The sequence below is a fragment of the Mycolicibacterium parafortuitum genome (assembly GCF_002086815.1).
GTDB lineage: Bacteria > Actinomycetota > Actinomycetes > Mycobacteriales > Mycobacteriaceae > Mycobacterium > Mycobacterium parafortuitum.
This window is the reverse complement of record NZ_MVID01000003.1, coordinates 318,325-339,537: the sequence shown is the minus strand read 5'-3', so window position 1 is coordinate 339,537 and position 21,213 is coordinate 318,325. Positions and strand designations below refer to the sequence as shown.

Below are 21,213 nucleotides of genomic sequence, written 5' to 3'. Positions count from 1 at the left end.
CAGACACGCACGCTCGCGGCGAAGGGGGGCCTAGTTGTTTTCGGGGAAGCCGAGGTTGATGCCGCCGTGGCTCGGGTCGAGCCAGCGCTGGGTGATGGCCTTCTGGCGGGTGAAGAACTGCACGCCGTCCATTCCGTGGGCGTGGGAGTCACCGAACAGGGAGGCCTTCCAGCCGCCGAAGCTGTAGTAGGCCATCGGCACGGGGATCGGCACGTTGATGCCGACCATGCCGACCTCGACCTCGTTCTGGAACCGCCGGGCCGCGCCGCCGTCGTTGGTGAAGATCGCGGTGCCGTTGCCGTACGGGTTGCTGTTGATCAGTTCCAGGGCCTGGTCGTAGGTGTCCACCCGGACCACCGACAGGACGGGGCCGAAGATCTCGTCGGTGTAGACGGTCATGTCGGGGGTGACGTTGTCCAGCAGGGTGGGGCCGAGCCAGAACCCGTCCTGACCACCGTCGGCCTGCACCTGGCGGCCGTCGACGACGACCTTGGCTCCGGCGGCCTCACCGGCGTCGATGTAGCCGGCGACCTTGTCGCGGTGGGCCTTGGTGACCAGCGGTCCCATGTCGGAGTCCTTGGTGCCGTCGCCGATCTTGAGGCCGGTGGTGCGTTCGCGGATCTTGGCGACGAGGTCGTCGGCGATGGGTCCGACGGCGACACACGCGCTGATGGCCATGCAGCGCTCGCCGGCGCTACCGAAGCCGGCGTTGACCATCGCGTCGGCGGCCAGATCGAGGTCGGCGTCGGGCAGGATCACGGCGTGGTTCTTGGCGCCACCGAGGGCCTGGACCCGCTTGCCCGCGGCGGTGCCGGTGGAGTACACGTACTGCGCGATCGGGGTGGACCCCACGAAGCTGACGCTCTTGATCTTGGGGTTGGTGAGCAGCTCGTCAACGGCGGTCTTGTCGCCCTGCAGCACGTTGAAGACGCCCTCGGGCAGCCCGGCTTCCTTCCACAGTGCGGCCAGCCACAGCGACGCCGACGGGTCCTTCTCCGACGGCTTCAGCACGACGGTGTTGCCCGCGGCGATGGCGACCGGGAAGAACCACATCGGGACCATCGCGGGGAAGTTGAACGGCGAGATGATCGCGACCGGGCCCAGAGGCTGGCGCACCGAGTAGACGTCGATCTTCGTGGACGCGTTCTCGGTGAAGCCGCCCTTGAGCAGGTGGGGGATGCCGCACGCGAATTCGACGACCTCCTGGCCGCGGGCGACCTCGCCGAGGGCGTCGGAGACGACCTTGCCGTGTTCGGCGGTGATGATCTCGGCCAGCTCGCCCTTGCGCTCGTTGAGCAGCTCCCTGAAGCGGAACAGGACCTGGGTGCGCTTGGCCAGCGAGGTGTCCCGCCAGGCCGGGAACGCCGCCGCGGCGGCGTCGATGACGGCCTGGGCATCGGCGACCGAGGCCAGTGCGACCTGCCCGGTCACCACCCCGGTCGCGGGGTTGGTCACCGGCGCCGACGCGCCGCTGGTGCCCGCGAACACCTCGTTGTTCACCCAATGCGAGATCGTCTTGGCCATGGAGATGGCGCCCTTCCGTCGTGGTCTTCGCCGTGCCTAGTGGGACATCTCCGATTCTGAGGTGTCGGCGCGGCCGCCGGGCATGACAGAATGTATCGATCTTGATGGATGCGTTTACACTCTGTAAATGCCGTTGACGCTGGCCGAGGTGGTCGCGCTGCCCGTCGTGCAGCGTGGCCGACCCGACGTGCTCAGCGCGCGCCGGTTCCACGACACGATCCGCTGGGCGCACGTCAGCGACCTCGCGGAGCTGTCCACCCTGCTGCAGGGCGGCGAGCTGGTGCTGACCACCGGGGCGGCGCTGGCCCGCTCGGCACGGGAGTATCTGCGCGGCTTGGCCGATGCCGGTGCGCTCGGCGTCGTCGTCGAGGTCGGGACGGTGGTCCCGGAGCTCCCGCCGGACGTCGGCGCCATCGCCGAACAGCTCGACCTCGCGCTGGTCGTGTTGCACCGGACGGTCCGCTTCGTCGAAGTCACCGAGGCCGTGCACCGGATGATCGTCGCCGAACAGTACGAAACCGTGGAGTTCGACCGCCGCGTCCACGAGACGTTCACCGACCTGAGCATGAAGCGCGCGTCACTGAACGGCATCGTCGACGCCGCCGCCCGCCTCCTCGGGGAACACGTTGTGCTGGAGGACCTTTCCCATCAGGCGCTGGTCGCGTCGACGGGCATCCCCGCGGACCTGCTGTCCGACTGGGAACGCCGCTCGCGCCGCAGCCCGGGCGATGCCGCGAATTCCGAACCGTGGTCGGCGACCGACGTCGGCCCCCGCTTCCAGCAGTGGGGGCGGCTCGTGGTGCCGTACGCGCCCGCCGATGCGCGGCGTGCCACCACCGTCCTCGAGCGTGCCGCGGCGGCGCTCGCCATGCACCGGATGGTCGAGCAGAACCGGACCGGCCTGCAGCACCAGGCCCAGAGCGGGCTGATCGACGACGTGCTGCGCGGCCGTATCGTCGACGACCGCGACGCCGCGGCCCGTGCCCAGGCGCTCGGGTTGCGCGGCAACTCCCACTACCTGCCCGTCGTCGTGCGCGTGGCGCGACCCCCGGAGGTCGCCGATCCGGTTGCGGGACACCGCCGCAACATGGCCGTCCTCGACGCCGTCGCGCACACCGTCAACGCGTCGGGCCACAGCGGCCTGTTCTCGCTGCGCGGTGACGGGGAGGTGGGTGCCGTTCTGTCGCTGAAGGATTCGCGATCACGGGGGCTCGACCAGGCTCTCGGCGCACTCGCGCGACGCATCAACGCCGAGATCCGCCGGGTCGACGGGGCCGAGCGCGCCGTCGTCGCGGTCGGGCCGGCGGCCGCGCAGGTCACCGACGCGATCGCCGGGCTCGGTGAGGCCACCGGCATCGCCGAGGTCGCGCTGTCGCTGAAGGGCGACGCCCGGGAGTTCTACCGGGCCTCCGACATCCGGCTGCGCGGCCTGCTCTCGCTGCTGCGCGACGACGGCCGGGTCCAGCGCTTCGCCGAGACCGAGCTGAAAGCCCTGCTGGCCCAAGATGTTCAGGACACCGGCGACCTGACGGTGCTGCGCGAGTACCTGCGCCTGGCAGGCAACAAGGCCGCCGTCGCGCAGCGGCTGCACATGAGCAGGCCCGCGCTGTACAAACGGCTCGACGCGATCCGGGACGCGCTCGGCGTCGATCTCGACGACGGGGAATCCATGACGTCACTTCATGTCGCGATCATGGTGCTCGACGGTTCCTAGGATGGCCGGGTGAGAATTCTCGTGACGGGCGGTGTCCGGTCCGGCAAGTCGCGGCATGCCGAGTCGCTGCTGGACGCGGCCGGGCAGGTCACCTACATCGCCCCGGGCAGGCCGGCCGACGGCAGCGATCCGGACTGGGACGACAGGGTGTCGCGGCACAGGGCGCGCCGACCGGGGCACTGGCGCACGGTCGAGACGGCCGATCTCGCGGCCGCCGTGCGCGACGCGAGCGGCCCGGTGCTGGTCGACTGCCTCGGCACGTGGCTGACGGCGGTCCTCGACGACGGCCTGTGGGATGCGGGTTCCGCGCAGGCCGGCGCGGCGGTCGAGGCACGACTGGACCCGCTGTGCGACGCGCTGGCCGCCGCCCCCGACGCCGTGGTCGTCACGAACGAGGTGGGCTTGGGGGTGGTGCCGTCGCACCGGTCCGGGGTGTTGTTCCGCGACCTGCTCGGCACGGTCAATCAGCGGGTCGCGGCGGTGTGCGACGAGGTGCACCTGGTGATCGCCGGCCGCGTGCTCACCCTCTGAATCCGGCGGGCCCGGGTACCTCGGTCTTCGCTCATCCGGTCGCGTCGTCGCGGTAGCGCTCCTCGTGCAGCACCGCGGACAGGGACGTGCGGGCGCGCCAGCCGAACCGTTCGAGGTCGGGGACCTCGGGCAGGTCGTCGACATGTCCGACGCACAACCACGCGACCGGGCGCACGTGGGCGGGCATACCCACCAGTGACCGCAGGAAGTCCTCTTGGTAGAACGACACCCAGCCGACTCCGAGTCCCTCGGCGGTCGCGGCCAGCCACAGGTTCTGGATCGCGCAGACCACCGAGTACAGCCCGGCGTCGGGGATGGTGTGCCGGCCCAGCACCTGCGGTCCGCCGCGGGACGGGTGGTACCCGACGACGACGCCGAGACCGGATTCGCAGATGCCCTCGATCTTGATGCGGGAGAACGTCTCCGCGCGCTCCCCGGTCAGGCTGTCGGCGAAGGCCTCGCGTTCGGCCGCCACATGATCGCGGAACGCCCGCAGGGTCTGTGGGGATCGCACCAGGATGAAATCCCACGGCTGCGACATGCCGACCGACGGCGCGGCGTGCGCGGCGAGCAGGATCCGGTGCAGCACGTCGTTGTCCACGGGCGCCCCGGTGAACTCGCGGCGGGTGTCGCGGCGCCGGTTGATGACGTCGTAAAGTGCTGCGGCGCAATCTGTCACAGCAGGCCCTGCCGCTTGAGTCCGCGGTCTCGCGACGGATCGTAGAGGTAACTCTCGCCCGCGTCGGGATCGGGGCGGCCGGCCAGTGCGCGGCCGACCAGGATCACCGCGGCCTGCCGGAGCTCGGCGGCCTCCACCGTGTCGGCGATGTCGGCGACGGTGCCGCGCAGCACGAGTTCCCGCGGCTGCGAGGCCCGGTACACCACGACGACCGGGCATTCGGCCCCATAGTGCGGTGCGAGTTCGGCCATCAGCTCCCGGGTCCGGGTGATCGCCAGGTGCAGCACCAGCGTGGCGCGGGTGGCCGCGAATGCCGCCAGCGACTCGGTCTCCGGCATCGCCGTCGACCGCCGCTGGGTGCGGGTCAGCACCACCGATTGCGCGACCAGTGGCACCGTCAGCTCACGCCCGACCCGGGCGGCGGCCGCCGCGTACGCGGGCACGCCCGGCGTCACCTCCCACGGCACCGCCGCGGCATCGAGCCGGCGGGTCTGCTCGGACACCGCCGAGTACACCGACGGGTCACCCGAGACCAGCCGCACCACCCGGCGTCCGGCACGGTGGCCGTCGACCAGGTGTCCGACGATCGCGTCGAGGTCCAGGTCCTCGGTGTCGACCAACTCCGCCGACGGGGAGCAGTTGGCCAGCACGCCGGGGTCGAGGTACGTGCCCGGGTACAGCACGAGGTCGGCGGCCGCCAGCAGCCGCGTCGCGCGCACGGTCAGCAGATCCGCGGCGCCGGGTCCCGCGCCGACGAACTGCACCGCGCGGTCGTCGTTCATCGCCCCGGAGTCTAGGCGGGCCCGTCCGCGCCTGGACGACTGTGGGCCTCATGCACGCTTTTTCGCCCGCAGGCGTGCACAGCGCCCACAATCAGTGGGCGTCAGGCAGTGGGCGTCAGGCCGGGGTCAGCGCGGGCGGGTGCGTCGCCGCCGGATCGGGGTTGGCGATCGGCAGTCCCATGAACCGGCGCGCGTTGTCACCCATGAAGTCGTAGGTGCGGCGCGTGTCCATGCCCTCGGCGTACTTCCAGAAGCCCTTCGGCTCGGCCAGCCCCTCGGGATGCGGATAGTCCGAGCCGAACATCACCTTGTCCCAGCCGACCGTGTTGACCACATCGGACACGCAGCCCTCCCAGAACGGGCTGACCCAGATGTTGCGGCGGAACACCTCCAGCGGATGTTCACCGAAGTTCTGCGGCATCTTCTTCGCGAGTTCCTCGAAGTCGTTGAACAGCGGGAAGATCCACGAGCTGCCGTTCTCGACGCTGGCGATCCGCAACTTCGGGAATCGGGTCAGGGTGCCGTGGCAGATCAGGCTGGTGATCATGTCGGAGATCTCGCGGTGGCCCAGCACCATCCAGCGGAACGCGCTCTGGGCCATGAAGTTCTGGGTGTGCGGCGGCTCCCACTTGCCGACGTACTCGTCGAGCGGGGGATAGCTGGCGTGCAGCACGATCGGCAGCCCCGCGGCCTCGACGTCGCGCCAGAACGGGTCGAACTCCGGCAGCGCCGGGGAGCGCCAGCCGCGCAGCCCGTTGACCGGGCCCGGCTTGATCAGCGCCACCTTCGCGCCGTGGTCCAGCACGTACTCGAGTTCGCGCTGCGCGCCGCCCACCTCGGACAGGTTGATGATCGGGGTGGAGAACACCCGGCCCTGATAGTCGAACGTCCAGTGCTCGGCCATCCACTGGTTCAGCGCGTGGATCACGGCCAGCGTCAGCTCCGGATCGTCGGCGGTCGCGTGTTCGATCAGGCTCGCCAGTGTCGGGTAGTTCAGTGCCTCGCGCACGCCCTGGCGGTCGAGTTCGGCGACGCGGTCGACCGGGTTGCGGGTGGCCGCGGGCGCCTCGATCGCCGGGCCCTGCATCTCGCGCAGCGTCAGGCCCTCGGCGTTCTCGCCTGCGAAGAACTTCTCGTGCGCACCCGGCGCGGCGACCCGCTCGAACGTCGGGTTCGGGATGAAATCGGACACCCGATTGTTGATCACGATCCGGGTATGACGCCCGAACTGGCCGTACTGCACCGCCCGCGAGAAGCGCTCCGGCAGGAACTTGGTCAGCGCGTCGGGGGTCTCGTACATGTGCTGGTCGGCGTCGAAGATCGGCGCGTCCCGGAACTGCTCGGCGTGGGTCATCAGGCTACCTCCCGGTGTCCTGAAGGATCTTACTGTAAAGCCGACGGTAGGCGTTACGCGCGGCCGCGCTTGCGGGGTTTCGGCCGGTCCGGATCGACCACCAGCCCGGCGGCGATCTCGAGATCGCGCAGCGCGGGCTCGATCTGATCGGCGAGGTCGGCGATGTCGGCGGCGATCTCGGGGGTGGTGATGAATCCGAAATCGACTGCGCCGCAGTAGCTGAAGCAGGTGATGTTCAGTGCGACGTCGAAGAGCAGAGGGCCGATGGGCATCAGATGCTCGACCCGCGCCCCGCCGAGGTACAGCGGGAACTCGGGGCCGGGCACGTTGCTGATCACGACGTTCATCGGGGCGACGTTGCTGCCGATGCCACTGGCGGCGTAGGCGCGCGACGCGAGCGCCAGCAGCCCCGGTGGCGTGGTCTCGGTGTAGCCCATGATCTGGTGCGCGGAAAGAGCTTTCGTCATCTCCTTGGCGCCCTGGGTGTAGGAGTAGATGGTCTTGATCCGTTCGGCCGGGTCGGCCACGTCGGTCGCGAGTACCACCGTCATCGCGGTGACCTGGTTGCCGACGGCGTCGTCGGCCTCGGTGCGGGTGGACACCGGGACCTGCGAGACGAGGGACTTGGCGGGCAGCTCGCCGCGCTCCTTGAGGTAGGCACGGAGCGCGCCGGAGACCAGCGCCAGCACGACGTCGTTGAGTTTGACGTCGAACGCCCGCTTCACCGCCTTCACCCGATCCAGGGACACGCTCGACCCGGCGACCGCGCGATGCGGTGAGATCGGGCCGTTGAAGCGGACTTTCGGGGCGTCGAAGTACCGCGGCGGCTTGTTGTCGATGTTGCGCACGGCGATCTGCTGGCGCACCGTCTGCTCGAGCAGCCGGGTGATGCGGTACGGGGTCTTGAACCACACGTTGATCAGCCCGTCGACCGCGCGACGCTCCCGGGACGGCGGCTTCACCCCGACCAGCGAACGGCTCGCGTCGACGGCCGGCGGGCGCGGTTCCGGGGTGACGTCGAGCAGGATCTCGCTGATCCCGGCGCCGGACACCCCGTCGACGACCGCGTGGTGCATCTTCGTCACGACGGCCACCCGGCCCCCGGCCAGGCCCTCGATGAACCACAGTTCCCACAGCGGCTTGGACCGGTCCAGCTTGTAGGACATCAGCCGCCCGACGAGTTCGTCGAGTTCCTTGCGTCCGCCCGGCGACGGGACCGCGATGCGCCGGATGTGGAAGTCGGCGTCGATGTCGGGGTCCTCGACGAAGTACGGGCGGTCGAGTCCTAGCCGTGCGCCCTCGACGCGCCACCGCAGTTGTGGCAACTCCGGCAGCCTGCTGATGATCAGCTCGCGAACCCGGTCGAAGCTGAAATCCGGCGCGTCGGACGGGTCGCACAACGCGATCGCGCCGATGTGCATGTGCCATTTGAGATTCTCAGCGAACCAGAAGGCGGCGTCGACGCTGGACAGGCGCATCTGCAAAAGATACGGGGGCGCCGAACCGGACGCGGGGATTTGGTGCGATTCGCCGCGCGCCCGAGGTCCGCGCGCTCAGTCCCGCGGCGGCGCGGTCGTCCCGCGCACCACCAGCGTCGGTTCCAGTACCACGTCGGCCGCCCGTGACGGGCCGTCGACGAGCATGTGCACCGCCAGATCCACCGCGTGCCGTGCGATCTCGCGGGCGTCCTGGTGGATCGTGGTCAGGTCGATGCGCGGGTTCTCCGAGAGCCTGTTGTCGTCGTACCCCATCAACGACACCTGACCGGGGACGTCGACGCCTGCGCGGGTGAACACGTCGAGCACGCCCAGCGCGCAGCGGTCGTTACCGGCCAGCACCGCGGTGGGCAGGTCGGGCCCGGCGAGCATCGTCCGTGCGGCCGCCGCGCCCGCTTCCTCGTTGTGCGCCCCCGGGATCACCACGATCTCGTCGCCGAGCCCGTGCGCCCGCATCGCGGCGCGGTAGGCCCGTAGCCGGTCGGCCGAACCGGGGTCGGTGCCACCGTCGACGTGGTGGATGCGTCGGTGCCCGAGCTCGACGAGGTAGTCGATGGCCTGTCGAATCCCTTTGGTGTCGTTGGTTCTCACCGTCGCCAGCGGGCACTCGGTGGTGATGCCGGCCAACCGGCGGCCCGCGACGACGACCGGCACCCGGTCGGCGAGCTGCCTGAGGTATTCGGCGTCGGAGGTCGGCCCGAGCAGCACGAGGGCGCCGCACCGGTGGCTGAGCAGTGACTCGACGACGGTCGGCTCGGTGCGGTCGGGAAGGTTGGCCGACAGCAGCACCTCGTAGCCGAGGTGCTCGGCGGCCGGGTACAGGTGCGTGACGAGTTCGGCCTGGAACAGCTGGCGGACGTCGAGCATCACGCCGAGCGTGCGGCTGCGGCCCTGTGCGAGCAGGCGCGCCGCGGCGTCCGGACGGTAGCCGATCTCGTCGGCGATCGCGAGCACCCGCTGCCGGGTCTCCTCGCTGGCCCCCGGCTTGCCGTCGAGGATGAACGACACCAGCGTGCGCGACACCCCGGCGCGCTCCGCGACGTCGGCCATGGTGGGCCGTTTCCGGGGTGCGCTCACTGGTTGTCCGTTCGCTCGGAGTGACGGTTGACACATTCACGGGTCGGGTTCATAGTAGGTCTCACGCGCGTTACTAACGCGCGTTAGTTCCAGAAACGAGGTGCTCGTGTCCGCACAACCTTCGCCCGGCAGTTCGGGCAAGTTCCTGACGAAGCTCACCGTGATCGCCACCCTCGGCGGACTGTTGTTCGGCTACGACACCGGAGTCATCTCGGGGGCGCTGCTGTACATGAAGGACGACCTGGCGCTGTCGGCGTTCGGCGAGGCCACGGTGGTCAGCGCGCTGCTGTTCCCCGGGGCGGCCTTCGGCGCCCTGTTCGGCGGCCGGGTCGCCGACCGCATCGGCCGCAAGAATGCCCTGCTGGTCTGTGCGGGGTTGTTCCTCGTCGGTGCGCTCGGGTGTGCGCTCGCCCCGAACGTGCAGATCATGGTCGCCGCCCGCATCATCCTCGGCCTCGGTGTCGGGGCCGCCGCGGTGACCTGCCCCCTCTACCTCGCCGAGATGGCGCCGGCCGAGCGCCGCGGTCGGATGGTCACCATCAACGAGCTGATGATCGTCACCGGTCAGATGCTCGCGTTCGCGACCAACGCCCTGCTCGACCATCTCATCCAGGACCCGCACGTGTGGCGGACGATGCTCGCCGTCGCGTCGATCCCCGCGGTCGCGCTGTTCCTCGGGATGCTGGCACTTCCGGACTCCCCGCGCTGGTACGCGCTGAAGGGCCGGTTGCAGGAGACGCGGAAGGTGTTGGCGCTGAGCCGGAATCCGGAAGACGCCGACAACGAGTACGCGATCGTCGTCGAGCACACCAGCCACATGCGTAAGTCCCACGCGCTCAAGACCGCGGGCACCCCGTTCACGGTGATCCGGGACGTGCCGTGGATCCGCCGCGTGGTGCTGATCGGCTGCGGGCTGGCGATCGTCCAGCAGGCCACCGGTATCAACACCGTGAACTACTACGCCCCGACGATCCTGGAGCAGAGCGGGCTGGGTGTCAGCGCCGCACTCGTCGCGACGATCGCGGTCGGCGTCACGTCGGTGGTCACCACGATCATCGGCATCATCCTGCTCGGCTTCATCGGCAGGCGCACCATGCTGCTGATCGGCTTCGCCGGCGTCGCCGCCTCCCAGGCCCTCCTCGCCGCGGCATTCCTGTTGCCGGAGAACACCACCCGCAGCTACGTGATCCTCGCGTGCATGGTGCTGTTCGTCGGGTTCGTGCAGATGTTCATCGGCACCTGCGTGTGGCTCCTGCTGTCGGAGATCTTCCCGCTGTCGGTGCGCGGATTCGCCATGGGCATCGCGGTCTTCGTGCTCTGGTGCACCAACGCGGTCATCTCGTTCCTGTTCCCGCTGCTGAACAACGCCCTCGGCTCCACCGGCACGTTCGCACTGTTCGTCGTCGTCAACATCGCGTCGTTCGTGTTCGTGCATCGCGTCGTACCGGAGACCAAGGGCACCTCCCTCGAGCAACTCGAAGAGCGCCTGGAAGCCATCGGCACTCCCAACTCCCTGGAAAGGACCGCAGTATGAGCACAATTCACGTGGGATCGGCGCCGGACTCGTGGGGCGTGTGGTTTCCCGACGATCCGCAGCAGACGCCGTACACGCGGTTTCTCGACGAGGTGGCCGCGGCCGGCTACACGTGGATCGAGCTGGGCCCGTACGGGTACCTGCCGACCGATCCGGCGCAACTGGCCGACGAACTGGGTTCGCGCGGGCTCAAGCTGTCGGCGGGGACGGTGTTCGAGCATCTGCACCGGGACGGGGTTCCCGCGGCCGACAACTGGAACTCGGTGTGGAAGCAGATCGACGACGTCGCGAAGCTGACCGCCGCGGTCGGCGGTGAACACGTGGTGGTGATCCCGGAGATGTGGCGCGACCCGGCCACCGGCGAGGTGCTCGAAGACCGCACCCTGACCGCCGAGCAGTGGGCCCGCAAGACCGCCGGGATGGACGACCTCGGTAAGGCGATGTTCGAAACCTACGGGGTGCGTGCGCAATACCACCCGCACGCCGACTCGCATGTCGACACCGAAGACAACGTCTACCGGTTCCTCGACGGCACCGACGGCCGGTTCGTGAATCTGTGCCTGGACACCGGGCACATCTCCTATTGCGGCGGCGACAATCTCGCGATCATCCGCCGCGCCCCGGAGCGCATCGGGTATCTGCATCTCAAGCAGGTCGACCCGGTGGTGCGCGCCGAGGTCGAGTCCGAGGACCTGCCCTTCGGGGAGGCGGTGAAGCTCGGTGCGATGACCGAACCGCCACTGGGCATCCCGGAGATACCGCCGCTGCTGGCCGAGATCGAGCGTCTCGGTATCGACGTCTTCGCGATCGTCGAGCAGGACATGTATCCCTGCGAGGTCGACGCCCCGCTGCCCATCGCCCAACGGACCCGGCGCTACCTCGGGTCCTGCGGTATCCCGTCTGTGAGGTTCTGACACCATGAACGATGTCCGCATCGCCGTGCTCGGCGTCGGCCTGATGGGCGCCGACCACGTCGCCCGCATCACCTCCCGGATCTCGGGCGCCCGCGTCAGCGTCGTCAACGACTACGTCACCGAGAAGGCCGAACAGCTCGCCGTCACCATCCCCGGCTGCCGGGCCGTCACCGATCCGCTCGACGCGATCGCCGACCCCGACGTCGACGCGGTCCTGCTCGCGACTCCCGGCCCGACGCACGAGAAGCAACTGCTGGCGTGCCTGGAACACCGTAAGCCGGTGCTGTGCGAGAAGCCTTTGACCACCGACGTCGAGACCTCACTGGAGGTGGTGCGCCGCGAGGCCGAACTCGGAATCCGGCTGATCCAGGTCGGTTTCATGCGCCGCTTCGACGACGAGTACGCCGCGCTGAAGGCGTTCATCGACGGAGGAGAGCTCGGCAACCCGCTGGTGCTGCACTGCGTGCACCGCAACCCGGCCGTGCCCGCACACTTCGATTCGGTGATGACGGTGCGCGATTCGCTCGTCCACGAGGTCGACGTCACCCGGTTCCTGTTCGGTGAGGAGATCACGTCTGTCCAGATCGTCACGCCCACACCGAATTCCCTGGCCGGCGGCGGACTGTCCGATCCGCAGATCGCGATCATGCGCACCGCCGGCGGTCGCCACGTCGACGTCGAACTGTTCGTCACCACGGGCGTCGCGTACGAGGTGCGCACCGAGCTCGTCGCCGAGAAGGGCAGCGCGATGATCGGTCTCGATGTCGGTCTGGTCCGCAAGAGCGCCCCCGGCACGTGGGGTGGAACCATCACGCCGAGCTTCAAGGAGCGGTTCGGCCGCGCCTACGACACCGAGATCCAGCGCTGGATCGACGCGGTGCGAACGGGCGCCGAGACAGGCGACTACACCGACGGCCCCACCGCATGGGACGGCTACGCCGCCACCGCGGTGTGCGAAGCGGGGGTACAGGCCCTGCGGTCCGGACAACGCGTCGCGGTGACGATGGCCGACCGCACCTCGATCCCGGGAGCCTGACGACATGTTGATCGCCCTCGACCCCACACCGTTCCACCACGACTATTCGCTGCTCGAATTGCCTTCTGTGGTTGCAGATCTCGGATACGAGTACCTGCAGCTGACGCCGCACCGCGACTTCATCCCGTTCTACAACCACCCGCGTGCCGACGACGATCTGGTCGCGAAGTTCCGCAAGGCCTGTGCCGACGCCGGCGTCGGCATCGCGTCCGTGCTGCCGGTGCTGCGCTGGTCGGGTCCCGACGAGGACGCCCGCGAGGCCGCGGTGCGCAACTGGAAGCGCGTCGTGCAGATTACCGTCGATCTCGGCGTGAACGTCGTCAACACCGAGTTCTCCGGCCGCCCCGAACGGGCCGAGGAGTCCGAGCGGGCGTTCTTCCGGTCGATGGAAGAGCTGGTGCCGATCTTCGAGCGTGAGGGCATCGATGTCCGGATCGACCCGCACCCCGACGATTTCGTCGAGGACGGCCTCGAAGCGGTGCGCATCATCCGCGGCGTGAACTCACCGAACATCGGCATGGTGTTCGTGGCCTGCCATGCCTTCCACATGGGCGCGAACATGGCCGAGATCATGGCCGCCGCCGGCGACAAGCTGCGTCTGGTGCACGTCGCCGACACGATGGACCATCACCGCTCCCACGGGCTGCGCTACATCACCAACCCGCCGGGCAACCCGGTCCGGGTGCACCAGCACCTCAAAATCGGTGACGGCGACGTCGACTGGGACGAATTCTTCGGCGGGCTGGCCGAACTCGGCTTCTATGACCGCGACGACACCGTGATGGTGTCGAGCGTGTTCGCCGAGGACGAGCAGGCCCACGAGGTGTCGCGCTATCAGCTGGCGACCATGACCGAGTACGTCGACAAGTACCGCTGACATACTCGCCGAAATTGCGTTCCAGCAGCGAAAGTGCGAGTAGACGCCTGCTGGAATGCAATTTCGGCGCGGAGGGAGAACCATGAAACTCGGCCTGTACAACGCGATCCTGCACGACCGGCCGCTGTCCGACGCGATCGCGGTGATCGCCGGACTCGGTCTGACCGGCATCGAGCTCAACACCGGCGGTTTCCTGGCGCCGGTTCATGTGCCCGACATCGACGACATCCTGGTCAGCGACACCGCGCGCGACGACTTCCTCGGCGTCTTCGAGGGCACGGGAGTGTCGATCGCCGGACTGAACTGCAACGGCAACCCGCTTCACCCGAATCCGGAGATCGGTGTCAGGCACGCCGCCGACGTCCACCGGTCGATCCGGCTCGCGCAACGGCTCGGCCAGCATCGCGTCGTGACGATGTCCGGGCTGCCCGCGGGCGAACCCGGCGGGGTGCGGCCGAACTGGATCGTCAACGCCTGGAACTCGGCCGCACTCGACGTGCTCGACCATCAGTGGGGTGTCGCCACCGAGTTCTGGCGCGAGACCGACCGGCTGGCCCGCGATTACGACGTCAAGGTCGCGCTCGAGCTGCATCCGCAGAACCTCGTCTTCAATTGCGCGTCGGTGCACGAACTCCTCGAGCGCACCGGGGCGACCCACCTCGGCGTCGAGCTCGACGCGTCACACCTGTTCTGGCAGCAGATGGACCCCGTCGAAGTGGTTCGTCATCTCGGCGGACTCGTGCTGCACGCCGCCGCCAAGGACGTCCGCGTCAATCCCGAGTCCGTCGCGCTCAACGGCGTGCTGGACAACAGCTTCCGGCGGCTGTCGCCCCAGGAGCCGCGGATTAATCTCGGCGCCGACGAATGGGCCAACGAGTGGCCGAAGAATTCGGCCTGGGATTTCGTGGCGCTCGGCAAGGGGCACGACACCGCGTACTGGACCGAATTCCTTCGCGCGCTGCGCGAGGTCGACCCCGACATGATGGTCAACATCGAGCACGAGGACGTCGAGCTCGGACGGATCGAGGGCATCGCCGCGGCGGCCGAGGTGCTGCGGGCGGCCGATGCCGCACTCACCGGGATGGCACCACCAGCGCGTCGATGAACTCGGCGCGCTCGCCGAAACTTCTTCCCGCCGCAAAAGTCCGAGAACATCGGCGCCAGAATGCGATTTCGCCTATTAGCTGCCTGACGCGGCCGTAATATTGTCGGCGTTGACAACCGCCGCAAGCACAACGCCGTCGAACGTCGTCGCAGCCTCTGCGACGCCGCGATCGCGCTGCTGGCCGAGGACGGTCCCCGCGGCCTGAGCCACCTCAAGGTCGACCGTCGGGCGGAGGTTCCCGACGGGACGACCTCGTTCTACTTCCGGACCAGAACGGCACTGCTGCACGGCGTCGCCGATCAGTTGGTCCGCTATGACGCCGAGGCCTTCGCGGCCGCGTTCAAGGATGCGCCGATCGGGGACGGCGATGTGATCGCGACGCGGCTCGCCAGGCAGATCCTGTCGATTCGCGAGGACCCGCAACTGTCGCGGACCCGCGCCCGGCTGGAGCTGTCGCTGCTCGCCCGCGGCGACCCAGTGCTGTCGGAGAACTTCGCACAGATGGGGGAGAGCTTCCGCGGGATCGTCGAACGCCTCGTCATCGCCGCCCAGCCCGAGCATGGACCGCTGGACCGAGATCTCCTCGACGAGCAGATCTCGGTTGTGCTGAGTTATCTCGGCGGCCGCATCCTGGCCTTCGCCAGCGGCTCCGCCGAGCCGCTGGCCTCGGACGACATCGTCCGCCAGCTCCGCGCGGTGATCGCCGGAGTGGCCGCCGTGCGCCCCACGGTCGGGTAGGGAACCCACACAGACGCGGCTCCGGAGATTAAGGTCCCTTCCAACTAAGGGTGTCCTTACTTGAGGGGGTGTGTCTCGGTGCCGGAACAGCGGTCATTGTCGTTGGTGCTCGGTTTCGCCACGGAAACCGGCAATTCGGCGATGGTGGCCAAGAAGTTCGCGCAGGCCGCCGCGAGTGTCGGCATCGAGGTCGAACCCCAGTACCTCAACGACCTCGACATGGAGTCGCTGAAGGCGGCGACGCACTTCGTCGTCATCACCGCCACCTACGGCGACGGTGAGCTACCCTACGACGCCGAGGTGTTCTGGGAGGCACTCGAGCACGACGATGCCGAGCGCCTCGACCACCTGACGTTCGCGGTCTGCGGACTCGGCGACAGTTTCTATCCGTACTTCAACAACGCGGGCAAGCTCGTCGACGCACGGCTCGAGCAGTTGGGCGCCAGTCGGTTGCTCGACCGGGTGGACTGCGACCTCGAATTCGAGGAGCCGTCGGAAGCGTGGACTGCCGAAGTGATCACGCGGCTGGCCGAACTGGCCTCGCCCGCAGGCGGCACCGCGGCCGTCCCGTCGGAGGCGGCACCTGATTCGGAGTGGAGCCGCCGCAACCCGTTTCCGGCACGGCTGGCCGTGAATCGGGCATTGACCCCGCCGGGATCGGGCAAGTCCGTGCGCCACTACGAGATCGACCTCGCTGACAGCGGGATCACCTACCAGGCCGGTGACTCGCTGGGGATACATCCGGTCAACGATCCCCGCCTCGTCCACGCCGTCCTGGAAAGGCTCAGCGCCGATGCCGATGACGTTGTGCCCCAACATCATCAACCACTCGGCGTGCTACTGACCGAGCGGCTCGAACTGCGCATTCCCACGGGTGCGTTGCAGGCTCTGGTCGCGTCGCGCACCCGCGACGCGGGGGCCGGCGCGATCCTGCGAAGCGGTGACTCCGCGACATTGACGAACTGGCTGTTCGGCCGTGACGTGCTGGATCTTCTCGCACTCGCCGACCTCGCCGTCGACGAGGTGATTCCGACGCTTCGGCCCCTGCAGCACCGCGACTATTCGATCGCGTCCAGCCCACTGGTGCACCCCGATCGCATCCACCTGACCGTGGCGACCGTCGAGTATGAGGCCCGCGGCCGCGCGCACCGCGGCGCGGCCTCCGGGTACCTTGCCGATCGGGCCACCGGGGTACGAATTCACCTGGCGCCCAACGATACCTTCCGGCTCCCGGGGCCGGACACGCCGATCATCATGATCGGACCTGGCACGGGCATAGCACCGTTCCGGGCGTTCCTGCAGGAACGCCAGGCGGTCGGGGCGACCGGCCCGTCCTGGCTGTTCTACGGCGGTCGCCACCGCGACAGCGACTTCCTCTACCGAGACGACCTCGAGGGCTTCGCGAAGGCGGGCGTGCTGACACGGATGAACTGCGCGTTCTCCCGGGACCAAGCGGCCAAAGACTATGTGCAGCACCACATGATGACCCACGCGGTCGAGGTGTACGCCTGGCTGCAGGACGGCGCCCACCTCTACGTGTGCGGCGACGCCGAGCGCATGGCCAGGGACGTGCACCGGACCCTGCACGAGGTGATCCGCACCGCGGGCGGGCTCTCCGCGGATGCGGCGCACGCCTACGTCAACGAGCTGATCACCGCTCGTCGCTACCTGCGCGACGTGTACTGACGCCGGTCACATACCGAGCAGGGACTCCAGCGGGGTGCGGGCGAAGTAGATCGCGAAGCCCGCGGCAACCACCCACAGCAGCGGGCTGATCTCCTTGAACTTCCCTGCCGCGGTGCGCATCAGCACCCAGGCGATGAAACCGACCCCGATGCCGTTGGCGATCGAGTAGCTGAACGGCATCACCGCGACCGTCAGCACCACCGGCAGCGCGATGGAGAACTCGGTCAGGTCGATGTGGCGCAGCTGCGACACCATCATCGCGCCGACGATCACCAGCGCCGCGGCGGCCACCTCGGTGGGCACGATCGACGCGAGCGGGCTGATGAACATCGCGGCCAGGAACAGCACGCCGGCCACGACGTTGGCCAGACCGGTGCGGGCGCCTTCCTCGATACCGGCGCCGGACTCGATGAACACGGTGTTCGACGACGACGACGTCGCACCACCCACCACGGCACCGGCGCCCTCGACGATCAGCGCCGATTTCAACCGCGGGAACGTGCCCTTCTCGTCGGACAGGCCCGCCTCGCGGGACAGGCCGGTCATGGTGCCCATCGCGTCGAAGAAGTTCGCGAACACCAGCGTGAAGATCAGCATCACCGCGGCGAGCACACCGATGCGGCTGAAGCTGTCCAGGCTGAACTCACCGACCAGCGACAGGTCGGGCAGCGCGAACGGCGAACCCGACAGCGTCGGCACCGACAGGCTCCAGCCGCCGGGATTGTCGACGGCCGATCCGAGGTGCCAGATCGCCTCGATCACCACCGCGACGACGGTGCCGGCCACCAGGCCGATGAGGATTCCGCCGCGAACCCTCCGGACGACGAGGAATCCGGTCAGTACCAGGGTCAGCACGAACACCAGGGTGGGCACGGTGCTGATGGATCCGAGCCCGCCCGCACCGAGACCGACCGGCGGAGACGGCCGCCCGGTGGAGCCGATGAAGCCCGCGTCGACCAGCCCGATGAACAGGATGAACAGCCCGATGCCCGCGGTGATCGCGAGCTTGAGCTGCATCGGCACCGCGTCGAACACCAGCCGGCGCAGCCCCGTGACGGCCAGCAGCACGATGATCAGGCCGTTGATGACCACCAGGCCCATCGCCTCGGCCCAGGTGAGGTCACCGACGACGGTGGTGGCCAGGAACGAGTTGATGCCGAGCCCCGCGGCCAGCGCGAACGGCAGTCGCGCGATCAGGCCGAACAGGATCGTCATCACGCCGGCGGCCAGCGACGTGGTCGCCGACACCTGCGCGAATTCGAGTTGGGCGCCGGTGACGTCGGGCGAACTCGACAGGATGATCGGGTTCAGCACGATGATGTAGGCCATCGCGATGAACGTGACGACGCCACCGCGGATCTCGGTGCCCAGCGTCGACTGGCGGGCCGTGATTTCGAAGAAGCGGTCCACTGAGTTCACGAGATGTTCCTAGAAACGCGGAGCGGGCGGTGGGGGAGGCGGCGCGATCGGCATGCACAACCCGGTCTGGGTGTCCAGGTACTTGCCCTCCACGCAGAACGGCGCGCAGCCGTAGATCACCCCGGTCTGGCCCGGGGGGCACTGCGCGGTCGTCGCCGACGGGGATGCCGCCAGCGCGGCGGCCACCGGCGCTGCGACGGCCGCGGTGAGCGCCGCAGCGCCCAGGTAGCGCGAGAACCGTTGTCGCGCGGTGGTCTTGGACAGCATGGCGTTCCCTCTCAGCTGGGTGTACCGGTCGCGACGGGTGGGGGGTTCTTCTCGGGCGCGGCGTCGAGCACGAGTTCGGCCACCCGGGACCGGTGCTGCTCGGCGCTGCCCAGCAGTGCCGCGTCGGTGTAGGCCCGCTTGTAGTACAGGTGGGCCTGGTGCTCCCAGGTGAATCCGATACCACCGTGGACCTGGATCGTGTCCGTCGCAACCCGGACGAACGCATCCGAGCAGATCGCCTGCGCGATGCTGACCGCCAGCGCCGGGTCGTCGGAGCCGTCGGTGAGCGCCCAGACCGCGTGGTACGCCGTCGAGCGGGCATGCTCGAGGGCGACGAGGTCGTCGGCCAGGCGGTGCTTGACGGCCTGGAAGGAGCCGATCGGTCTGCCGAACTGCAGCCGGTTCTTCGCGTAGTCCACGCTCAGGTCGAGCAGATGCTGCGCGGCGCCGACCTGTTCGACGGCCAGCAGCGCCGCACCCACCTGGAGGGCGTGGGTGATGACGCGCTCGGCTTCGTCGGGGCCCGCGATCAGCTCCGCCGGGGCATCGGTCAGCACGACCGTGGCCTGGGGGCGGGTCAGATCCAGCGTGGTCAGCGGAATGCGTTGCAGCGCAGAGGCTTCGGCGTCGACCGCGAACAGGCCGACGCCGTCGGGTGTGCCCGCGGCGACCAGCAGGACGTCGGCGGCACCGGCGTCGACCACCCGCTCGACCGTGCCGGACAGCGCCCAGCCCTGATCTGCCCGGATCGCCTGAACCGCAACCGTGGCCGGGTCGAACGCGCCCGCGTCGTCACGCACGACGAACGCCGCGGTGCGGGTGCCCTCGATCAGCGGTTCGAGGTGCTGCGCGCCGCGCGAGGCCGCGACCAGCGCCGGGATCGCGAGATAGACCGTGCCGAACAGCGGACCGCACGTCAGCGCGGCGCCGAGCTGCTCGACCGCGACGGCCTGATCGACCAGATTGCCGCCGGCGCCGCCGGCGGACTCGGGCACCGCCATCCCGAACACGCCCAGCTCGGAGCCGAGCCGGCGCCAGATCTTCGCGTCGAACGGCGGATCGGACTCCATCGCCTCGCGCACCGCGGTCTCGTCGCCGTGATCGGCGCAGAACGCGCGCACCGCCGCGCGCAGCTGGTTCTGCTCGTCGGTGAACACCCACTCGCCAGCAGCCAGAGTCTCAGCTGTGCTCTTGGGCTGATCCGCAAGCTCCTCAGCTGTGCTTCTGGTCTGATCCGCAAGCTCCTCAGCCACGCGGGATCTCCTTCCACGCGATCCCCGCATCCGCCCTCAGATCACCCGGCAGACCCAGCACCCGTTCGCCGAGGATGTTGCGCATCACCTCCGACGTTCCTCCCTCGATCGTGTTGGCGCGGCTGCGCAGGAAACGCTGCTGCACCGGCCCGCGCCAGTCGGCGGCATCGCCGTCGCGGTCGCCCTTGCCGTATCCGTCGTACAGAATCCCCTCGGGGCCGAGCAGGTCCATGCAGAACTCGTAGATGTGCTGGTTGAGTTCCGCGCCGACGAGCTTGCCGATCGAGCCCTCCGGTCCCGGGCCGCCGACCGTTGCCGACGCGCGGGACCGTTCGGCGGTGAGGCGCTGGGCCTCCGAGCGCAGCCACAGTGAGCTGAGCCGGTCCCGCAGCACGGGGGTGTGCAGATCGGGACGCGACGCCCACAGCGCGACCGCATCCGAGATGGTGCCGGCGCCGCGCCTGCTGCCGCTGCCGCCGAGCGCGCTGCGCTCGTTCATCAGCGTCGTCATCGCGACCCGCCAGCCGTCGCCGACCGCGCCGAGCCGGAACGCGTCCGGGATCCGGGCGTCGGTGATGTAGACCTCGTTGAACTCCGCGTGCCCGGTCATCTGCCGCAGCGGACGGGTCTCGACGCCCTCGCCGTGCATGTCGATGACGAAGTACGTCAGCCCTTTGTGCTTGGGCATGTTCGGATCGGTGCGCGCGAGCAGCAGACCCCATTTGGCGCGGTGGGCCAGGCTGGTCCAGACCTTCTGGCCGTTGATGATCCAGGTGTCGCCGTCGAGTACCGCCGACGTCGCCAGCCCGGCCAGGTCGGAACCCGCCCCCGGTTCGGAGAACAGCTGACACCAGATGTCCTCGGTGGTGGCCAGCGGCCGCAGCAGCTGCTTTCGGACGTCGTCGGTCTGCGCGTGCTCGCGCACCGTCGGGGCGGCCATCCCGTACCCCATCGGGTTCAGACCCAGCGGCACCGGTCCGCCGGCACCCTGCAGGATCCGGTCGGCGACGGCCTGGAGGCCGCGGGAGACGCCGAGGCCGCCGAAACCCTCCGGGAAATGCACCCAGGACAGGCCGGCGTCGAAACAGGCGCCGAGAAACTCGGGAATCGGAACCGACTTCGGATCGTGTTCGGCGACCACCCGTCGCGCGGCATCGGCGACCTGGTCGGCAGCGGCGTCAGTGCCCATACGAGCACATTAGCCAGTGCCCGTTAGGCAGGTGCGTG

At 69.0% G+C, this 21,213-nt stretch carries 19 protein-coding genes; 9 read left to right on the top strand and 10 right to left on the bottom strand.

What is annotated here, in order from left to right:
• Positions 1–30 precede the first annotated feature (30 nt).
• Positions 31–1,524 (bottom strand): CoA-acylating methylmalonate-semialdehyde dehydrogenase, encoded by a 1,494-nt coding sequence (locus BST38_RS06405; RefSeq protein ID WP_083142406.1) that lies wholly within the window; start codon positions 1,522–1,524, stop codon positions 31–33.
• Between the two features lie 127 nt (positions 1,525–1,651).
• Here BST38_RS06405 and BST38_RS06400 point away from each other — a divergent pair, with 127 nt between their 5' ends.
• Both BST38_RS06400 and BST38_RS06395 read left to right on the top strand, forming a co-directional pair.
• Positions 1,652–3,238: a PucR family transcriptional regulator gene (locus BST38_RS06400; RefSeq protein WP_083142405.1), complete on the top strand. Its 1,587-nt coding sequence runs from the start codon at positions 1,652–1,654 to the stop codon at positions 3,236–3,238.
• Between the two features lie 9 nt (positions 3,239–3,247).
• Positions 3,248–3,769 carry a bifunctional adenosylcobinamide kinase/adenosylcobinamide-phosphate guanylyltransferase gene (locus tag BST38_RS06395; protein ID WP_083142404.1) on the top strand — a complete coding sequence of 174 codons (522 nt, stop codon included), beginning with the start codon at positions 3,248–3,250 and terminating at the stop codon, positions 3,767–3,769.
• A 31-nt stretch (positions 3,770–3,800) separates the two neighbouring features.
• Here the strand turns inward: BST38_RS06395 and bluB are convergent, their stop codons facing one another.
• The 5 genes from bluB to BST38_RS06370 form a co-directional block, all read right to left on the bottom strand.
• Positions 3,801–4,448 (bottom strand): 5,6-dimethylbenzimidazole synthase, encoded by a 648-nt coding sequence (gene bluB / locus BST38_RS06390; RefSeq protein WP_083142403.1) that lies wholly within the window; start codon positions 4,446–4,448, stop codon positions 3,801–3,803.
• Positions 4,445–5,230, bottom strand: a complete 786-nt coding sequence (locus BST38_RS06385) for a cobalt-precorrin-4/precorrin-4 C(11)-methyltransferase (protein ID WP_083142402.1) — start codon at positions 5,228–5,230, stop codon at positions 4,445–4,447. The genes bluB and BST38_RS06385 overlap by 4 nt, the downstream gene beginning before the upstream one ends.
• A 115-nt stretch (positions 5,231–5,345) precedes the next feature.
• Positions 5,346–6,584, bottom strand: a complete 1,239-nt coding sequence (locus tag BST38_RS06380; RefSeq protein ID WP_083142401.1) for an amidohydrolase family protein — start codon at positions 6,582–6,584, stop codon at positions 5,346–5,348.
• A gap of 53 nt (positions 6,585–6,637) precedes the next feature.
• Entirely contained in the window at positions 6,638–8,062 is a 1,425-nt protein-coding gene (locus tag BST38_RS06375) for a WS/DGAT/MGAT family O-acyltransferase (RefSeq protein ID WP_083142400.1), read from the bottom strand.
• Positions 8,063–8,137: 75 nt separating this feature from the next.
• The gene (locus BST38_RS06370; RefSeq protein WP_181792095.1) at positions 8,138–9,130 is read right to left on the bottom strand and encodes a LacI family DNA-binding transcriptional regulator; all 993 of its coding nucleotides are present in this window, start codon (positions 9,128–9,130) and stop codon (positions 8,138–8,140) included.
• 133 nt (positions 9,131–9,263) lie between these two features.
• Between BST38_RS06370 and BST38_RS06365 the strand changes: the two genes are divergently transcribed.
• The 7 genes from BST38_RS06365 to BST38_RS06335 all read left to right on the top strand — a co-directional run bounded on the left by BST38_RS06365 (position 9,264) and on the right by BST38_RS06335 (position 17,047).
• Positions 9,264–10,691: a sugar porter family MFS transporter gene (locus BST38_RS06365; protein WP_083142455.1), complete on the top strand. Its 1,428-nt coding sequence runs from the start codon at positions 9,264–9,266 to the stop codon at positions 10,689–10,691.
• Positions 10,688–11,605: a sugar phosphate isomerase/epimerase family protein gene (locus tag BST38_RS06360; RefSeq protein ID WP_083142398.1), complete on the top strand. Its 918-nt coding sequence runs from the start codon at positions 10,688–10,690 to the stop codon at positions 11,603–11,605. Before BST38_RS06365 ends, BST38_RS06360 begins: the two co-directional genes overlap by 4 nt.
• A 4-nt stretch (positions 11,606–11,609) precedes the next feature.
• Positions 11,610–12,641: a Gfo/Idh/MocA family protein gene (locus BST38_RS06355; protein WP_083142397.1), complete on the top strand. Its 1,032-nt coding sequence runs from the start codon at positions 11,610–11,612 to the stop codon at positions 12,639–12,641.
• A 4-nt stretch (positions 12,642–12,645) separates the two neighbouring features.
• A complete protein-coding gene (locus BST38_RS06350) occupies positions 12,646–13,518 on the top strand; it encodes a sugar phosphate isomerase/epimerase family protein (protein ID WP_083142396.1) in 873 nt (290 codons plus the stop codon).
• 82 nt (positions 13,519–13,600) lie between these two features.
• On the top strand, positions 13,601–14,623 hold the full coding sequence (locus BST38_RS06345; protein ID WP_083142395.1) for a sugar phosphate isomerase/epimerase family protein: 1,023 nt from the start codon (positions 13,601–13,603) through the stop codon (positions 14,621–14,623).
• 99 nt (positions 14,624–14,722) lie between these two features.
• Positions 14,723–15,361 (top strand): TetR/AcrR family transcriptional regulator, encoded by a 639-nt coding sequence (locus tag BST38_RS06340; protein WP_420872563.1) that lies wholly within the window; start codon positions 14,723–14,725, stop codon positions 15,359–15,361.
• A gap of 78 nt (positions 15,362–15,439) precedes the next feature.
• The gene (locus BST38_RS06335) at positions 15,440–17,047 is read left to right on the top strand and encodes a diflavin oxidoreductase (RefSeq protein WP_110781551.1); all 1,608 of its coding nucleotides are present in this window, start codon (positions 15,440–15,442) and stop codon (positions 17,045–17,047) included.
• 6 nt (positions 17,048–17,053) lie between these two features.
• Here the strand turns inward: BST38_RS06335 and BST38_RS06330 are convergent, their stop codons facing one another.
• The 4 genes from BST38_RS06330 to BST38_RS06315 are packed head-to-tail and all read right to left on the bottom strand — an operon-like array spanning position 17,054 to position 21,175.
• A complete protein-coding gene (locus BST38_RS06330; RefSeq protein ID WP_083142393.1) occupies positions 17,054–18,466 on the bottom strand; it encodes an NCS2 family permease in 1,413 nt (470 codons plus the stop codon).
• 9 nt (positions 18,467–18,475) lie between these two features.
• Positions 18,476–18,733, bottom strand: a complete 258-nt coding sequence (locus tag BST38_RS06325; protein ID WP_083142392.1) for a hypothetical protein — start codon at positions 18,731–18,733, stop codon at positions 18,476–18,478.
• An 11-nt stretch (positions 18,734–18,744) separates the two neighbouring features.
• Positions 18,745–19,986, bottom strand: a complete 1,242-nt coding sequence (locus tag BST38_RS06320) for an acyl-CoA dehydrogenase family protein (protein WP_237160680.1) — start codon at positions 19,984–19,986, stop codon at positions 18,745–18,747.
• Complete coding sequence (locus BST38_RS06315; protein WP_083142390.1) at positions 19,979–21,175, bottom strand: acyl-CoA dehydrogenase family protein; 1,197 nt, start codon at positions 21,173–21,175, stop codon at positions 19,979–19,981. The genes BST38_RS06320 and BST38_RS06315 overlap by 8 nt, the downstream gene beginning before the upstream one ends.
• Positions 21,176–21,213: the final 38 nt, after the last annotated feature.